Below are 5,354 nucleotides of genomic sequence, written 5' to 3' on the forward strand. Positions count from 1 at the left end.
GTTCCGGCGCCGGACGTCGGCAGGGCGTCCCAGCGCATGGTCAGGGACGGGCCGCGCAGGGCGAACTCGGCCTCGCGCCGCAGACGCTCCCCCGCCGCCGCCTCGGCCGGCGTCAGCCAGGGCCGGCCCGAGACATCCTTTCGCCGCGCCAGCCAGGCGATGGGGCTTTCGCCCAGATTGGCCGCCCGCCGCGCCACCCGTCCGTCCGGCTGGATCAGGTCGCGTTCGCCCAGGACCATGCCCGGTCGGCCGGGCGGAAGCGAAGCCGCCGTCTCTCCCTCGCGCCGGGCCTGCCAGCCGCCGCCGGGCCGCGCGCGCAGACCGGGCCGTTCGATCAGGGCGCGGAACTCCGCCTCGTTCAAGGTCAGGCTGATCCGGCTGCGCCGATCCGCCGACAGCCGTAGCGCATAGGCGCCGCCGTCGCCGTCGCCGCTGGGGGCCAGCCAGGCGCCGGGGCGGTTCATCAGGCCGCGCGCCCGCTCCACGATCCGGCTCATCGGGCCAGGTCCATGACGGGCGGCTGATACAGCGTCTGGATGCAGGCTTCCAGTTCGCTCAGCAGGTCGTCGACCGGCCGGCGTTCGCGTTCGTCCTCGACCCAGCGACAGGCGGCCCCGGCGCTGGCGCGATTGACGCCGAACACGTGGCTGACCCGCTCCAGCGTCCAGCCGAAGGCGATGTGCGACAGATACATGGCCAGCCAGCGCGGACGGGCCATGCGCGGATTCATCCGACCCTTGCCCATCATCTGCGACGGCAGGGCGCCGGTGCGCACGGCGACCAGATGCACGGCCAGCCCGGCCTTGATCCGGTCCTCCTCGCTGACCGGCACGATATATTCCTCCACGGCGAACGCCTCCCTGTTCTTCTGAACTCCAACGCAGACACCCTAAGGCGTCCCGACGTCGTGATAGGAATAAAAACCTATTTGACGTCAAGATCGGACGTAGCGCCTTAACCGCCTTGGGGTTGTGGTGCGGGCGATGTGCTGGATAGGGGCCGGCCTCGTTCGCATACGGCAGGGCGGCCTCGGGAGTATGGTTAATAAATTTCGAATCCTTGACTCCGGCCACTCGACGGCGATTCGCAAATCAGCCTAGATTCGACTCAATCCAATGGCGTTAACCCTTCTTAAGGTTTTCACGTCTTAACCTGCGAACAAGGTTACCCGGCCGTGCGCCAGGGTGGTTACCGCAAAGCTATGGCCTGGAGGGGCACGAATGCGCGTCCTGTTGATTGAAGACGATCACGCAACTGCCCAAAGCATCGAACTGATGCTGAAGTCCGAAGGCTTCAACGTCTACACGACCGACCTGGGCGAAGAAGGCATCGATCTGGGCAAGATCTATGACTACGACCTCATTCTTCTTGACCTGAACCTGCCGGACATGAGCGGCCTTGAGGTCCTGCGCCAGCTTCGCGTGGGCAAGGTCAACACCCCCGTCATGATCCTGTCGGGCAGCCACGAGATTGAAACCAAGGTCAAGACCTTCGGCGGCGGCGCCGACGACTATATGACCAAGCCCTTCCACAAGGATGAGCTGATCGCGCGCACCCACGCCGTGGTCCGTCGCTCCAAGGGTCACGCCCAGGCCATCATCCACACCGGCGAGATCGCCGTGAACCTGGACGCCAAGACGGTCGAGGTGAACGGTCACCGCGTGCATCTGACCGGCAAGGAATATCAGATGCTGGAGCTGCTCTCGCTCCGCAAGGGCACCACCCTGACCAAGGAAATGTTCCTGAACCACCTGTACGGCGGCATGGACGAGCCCGAGCTGAAGATCATCGACGTCTTCATCTGCAAGCTTCGCAAGAAGCTGGCCACCGCCGCCGACGGCAAGCATTACATCGAAACCGTCTGGGGCCGCGGCTACGTCCTGCGCGACCCGTCCGAGAGCGTCGTCACCGTCGCCGCCTGATCGACCTTCGATCCGCCGATTTCGAAACGCCCGCCGGAAACGGCGGGCGTTTTCGCCTTGAGGCGTCGCGATGAGCGCGGTGATTGACGCCCGGCGCTATGCAATCCACAACCTGGAGCATCTGTCGGGGCCACGGTCGGATGATCTCGATCCCCGAGAGAGGCGATGGCGAAATACAAGCCGATCGATTGCGGCCCCCTGGCGGTCGGCCTCGTCAACGATGCGATGGGCTGGAGCCTACGCCCCGGTCCTGTCCATTTCTCCGCATCCGCTCAGGAACATGCGGAGGATCGGCATCCGGCCGACTATGCGCTGTGCATTCGACATATCGGACAGATTTTGCAGGCGCCGGATTGGGTGGGGCAGGGACCAAAGGACCGGGAGGGTTTCGTCATGGTTCGCCGCATCAGCGTCGCCAAGGCGATCCTGCTGGTGGCGATTAAGTTGAAGCCGGACGCGCATGGACGGTATGTCGTCGCCAGCGCCTATCGCGTATCGCGTATCGCGGCGCGATCTGGATGTCCGCATCGCCAAGGGATACTGGCTGCCCGTGTAAGCAAAAGGCCCCGCCGTAACGGGGCCTCTTTCCAATCCGACGGCGGGGTCCCAAGGTCCCGCATCTCTTTCGGCTTTCGCCTACTTTACGCCGTCGTGAGACGGAGTGTGTGAGGAGGGAGTTCTCACCTCATCAGATCAGGCTTTCAACCTAGCCTTGAAACGGCGAAATTTCAAGACCGGTCACTGTCGCTTGGCCGGCATGTCGCGTCCGCCCTGGTGCAGGACCAGACCATCGACGGCGCCGGAGGCGTCGCGGGTGAAGCTGATCTGGGCGTCCACGGCGGTCAGGTAGAAGGCGTCCTGGGCCTCCGCCGTCAGGGCGAAGGCCGGCTGGCCGGTGGCCTGGGCCATCAGCTTGCCGTCCACGACCGAGATCGTCAGGGCGAACGTCGGGGCCAGATCGTAGACGCCCTCGTAAGCCTTCAGCACCTCGGGCGAGAGGGCGACGGCGCGGCGTTCGCTGGCCAGGGTCACGGTCCCGCCGCGCGCCAGTGTGACCAGGGCCGCGCCCAGCTTGTCCGGCGCCTCGCCGTTCAGATTTCCCAGCACGATCACGGCCGTCCGGTCGCCCGGATCATAGGCCATATAGGTGTTGAACCCCTCGATGGCGCCGTTGTGCCAGATCAGGCGCTTGCCGTCGGCCTCGCTGACGATCAGGCCCATGGCGTAGCCGTCGCGGACGGGCGTGGTCAGGGCGGCCAGGGACTGGGCGTTCAGAAGCCGGCCGCCGAACAGACCCTGTTCCCATTTCAGCAGGTCGCGGGTTGTCGAATAAAGGGCGCCGGCGCCGGTCGGGATGCTCATGTCCACATAGTCGGCGTTCACGATCCCTTCGGCGCCCGGCGTATAGCCCGAGGCGCGGCGGGGCAGGATGACGTCGTGGCGGTCATAGCCGCTGTCGGTCATGCCCAGCGGCTGGAACAGATGGTCGGTCACGAAGTCGGCGTAGGTCTGGCCGCCGGCCGCCTCGACGATGGCGCTGAGCAGCACATAGCCCGAGTTGGAATAGGCGAAGCGCGAGCCGGGCGCGAAGTCCAGCGGGCGGTCGCGGAACCGGGCGATCAACTGTTCCAGCGTCGCCGGCCGCGTCTTCAGGTCCTGATAATCGGGAAAGGCGGTGAAGTTGGGCAGGCCCGCCGTGTGGCTGAGCAGATGGCGCGGCGTCACCGCGTCCCAGGCGGCCGGGGCGTCGGGCAGCCAGGTCTTGATCGGCGCGTCCAGATCCAGCTTGCCCTGTTGGTTCAACAGCATGACGGCGACGGCGGTGAACTGTTTGGACAGGGACCCCAGGCGGAACTTCACATCGCCGTCGTTGGGGATGTTCCACTCGCGATCGGCCAGGCCGTAGCCCCGGTCCAGCAGGATGCGGCCGTCGCGCGCGACCAGGACGGCGCCCGAAAAGACGTCGGCGTCGCTGGAGGCGCGCACCACCTGATCCATCCGCCCGACGTCCTGGGCCTGGGCTTGATCTGCCGCGAAGGGACCGAAGGCTAGGGCCAGCGCGCCAATGGCGAACAGCAGACGTGCGGCGGGTCGGGCGACGGGCGAAGGGGGCAAGGCGGTATTCTCCTGAACGCGCCACGCTGACGCTTTCAACAAGAGGCGGCGAGGGGGCCTTGCGGATGCACCCCGTCGAAAAAACGTCGGCCCCACGCCGGACGACCGGCGGCCTTCCGATCAGGCGGGGGTCTTGAACCCCGCCGCCAGGGCCGCCGCCATCGAATTGGGGCGGCCGAAGCTGTCGAAGGGCAGGGGCTTGTCCTTTCCGTCGTCCTTTTCGCCCTGACGATACCAGCTGTCGGTGTCGCGCAGGCCCCAGACGGTGAAGGCGAACTGCTGGGCCTTGGGCAGGGCGGCGAAGGCCTGGGCCAGTTCGGCGACGCGCGCGCCCTGGGCGGTCAGGCGTTCGGCCTGGCTGCGGAAGTCCAGCCGGTCCTCGGTGCGCAGGGTGCAGTCCAGCTCCGACACATGGATCGGCAGGCCGAACTGGGCCGCCTCGCGCATGAAGGCGGCGATGACGCCCGGCTTGATGTCGATCCACAGGTGGGATTGCAGCCCCAGCCCCTGCAGGGGGCAGCCCGCCTTCAGCAGCCGCTCGACCAGTTTCAGGAACTGCGCGCCCTTGGCCGGCACGCTTTCCTGATTGTAGTCGTTCAGGAACAGCAGGGCCTGCGGATCGGCGGCGCGGGCCTTTTCGAAGGCGCGCAGGATATAGCCGTCGTGGCCGTAACGCGCGCTCCAGTGGCAGTCGCGCATTCCCGAGCCGTCGTCCAGGATCGGCTCGTTGACCACGTCCCAGCTGCGGACCTTGCCGCGATAGCGACCGGCGACCGTGGCGATATAGCCGTCGAAGGCGCGGTCGAAGGCGGCGCCGGACAGGCCCGCGAACGCCTCCTTGCCCTGTGCGTACCAGATCAGGGTGTGGCCATGTATCGCCATGCCCTCAGCCTGGGCGAAGGCGGCGATGCGGTCCGAACGGTCGAAGTTGGGGCGGTCCAGGCCGTCGGCCAGGATATATTCCATCTTCATCTCCCACTCCGGCGTCAGCTGGGAGACATTGGCGCGGGCCAGGGCGACCCAGTCCGGGTCGTCGATCTGGCCGGCCTTGATCGCCGTGCCGAAGGGGGCGGGCGAAACGGATTTCAGCGGGGGGACGTCGGGCGGCGTCGGCTCGGCCGAGGCGAACCGGTCGCAGGCGGCCAGCGCGAGCGGGGCGGCGAGTATGGTGCGGCGGCTAAGATCCTCCCCCGCGAAGCGCAGCGGAACGGGGGAGGGGGACCGCCAAGCGGTGGAGGGGGCGACCTCAGTCCCGGTTTTGGGATGGTCCGCACGATCAGATGTCGAAACGGCGTGCGGCGTCCGCCCCCTCCACCA

Annotated in this window: 6 protein-coding genes; 2 read left to right on the forward strand and 4 right to left on the reverse strand. The window is 66.8% G+C overall.

Going from position 1 to position 5,354, the window contains the following annotated elements; all coding sequences use genetic code 11:
* Together RTU05_RS16700 and RTU05_RS16705 are read right to left on the reverse strand one after the other, a co-directional pair.
* Positions 1 to 497 (reverse strand): DUF6456 domain-containing protein (locus tag RTU05_RS16700; RefSeq protein WP_312599445.1); only part of this gene is annotated, 497 nt, incomplete at its 3' end.
* Complete coding sequence (locus RTU05_RS16705; RefSeq protein WP_312599446.1) at positions 494 to 847, reverse strand: chromosomal replication initiator DnaA; 354 nt, start codon at positions 845 to 847, stop codon at positions 494 to 496. The genes RTU05_RS16700 and RTU05_RS16705, both read right to left, overlap by 4 nt.
* Positions 848 to 1,220: 373 nt before the next feature.
* Here RTU05_RS16705 and ctrA point away from each other — a divergent pair, with 373 nt between their 5' ends.
* Positions 1,221 to 1,922 carry a response regulator transcription factor CtrA gene (ctrA, locus tag RTU05_RS16710; RefSeq protein WP_135193504.1) on the forward strand — a complete coding sequence of 234 codons (702 nt, stop codon included), beginning with the start codon at positions 1,221 to 1,223 and terminating at the stop codon, positions 1,920 to 1,922.
* Positions 1,923 to 2,087: 165 nt separating this feature from the next.
* Positions 2,088 to 2,591, forward strand: a complete 504-nt coding sequence (locus tag RTU05_RS16715) for a hypothetical protein (RefSeq protein WP_312599447.1) — start codon at positions 2,088 to 2,090, stop codon at positions 2,589 to 2,591.
* A gap of 69 nt (positions 2,592 to 2,660) precedes the next feature.
* Here the strand turns inward: RTU05_RS16715 and RTU05_RS16720 are convergent, their stop codons facing one another.
* Positions 2,661 to 4,037, reverse strand: a complete 1,377-nt coding sequence (locus RTU05_RS16720) for a serine hydrolase (protein WP_312599448.1) — start codon at positions 4,035 to 4,037, stop codon at positions 2,661 to 2,663.
* A gap of 120 nt (positions 4,038 to 4,157) precedes the next feature.
* Positions 4,158 to 5,354 (reverse strand): endo-1,4-beta-xylanase (locus RTU05_RS16725; protein WP_409411644.1); only part of this gene is annotated, 1,197 nt, incomplete at its 5' end.

It is taken from the genome of Brevundimonas sp. (genome assembly GCF_032017145.1).
Classification (GTDB): Bacteria; Pseudomonadota; Alphaproteobacteria; order Caulobacterales; family Caulobacteraceae; genus Brevundimonas.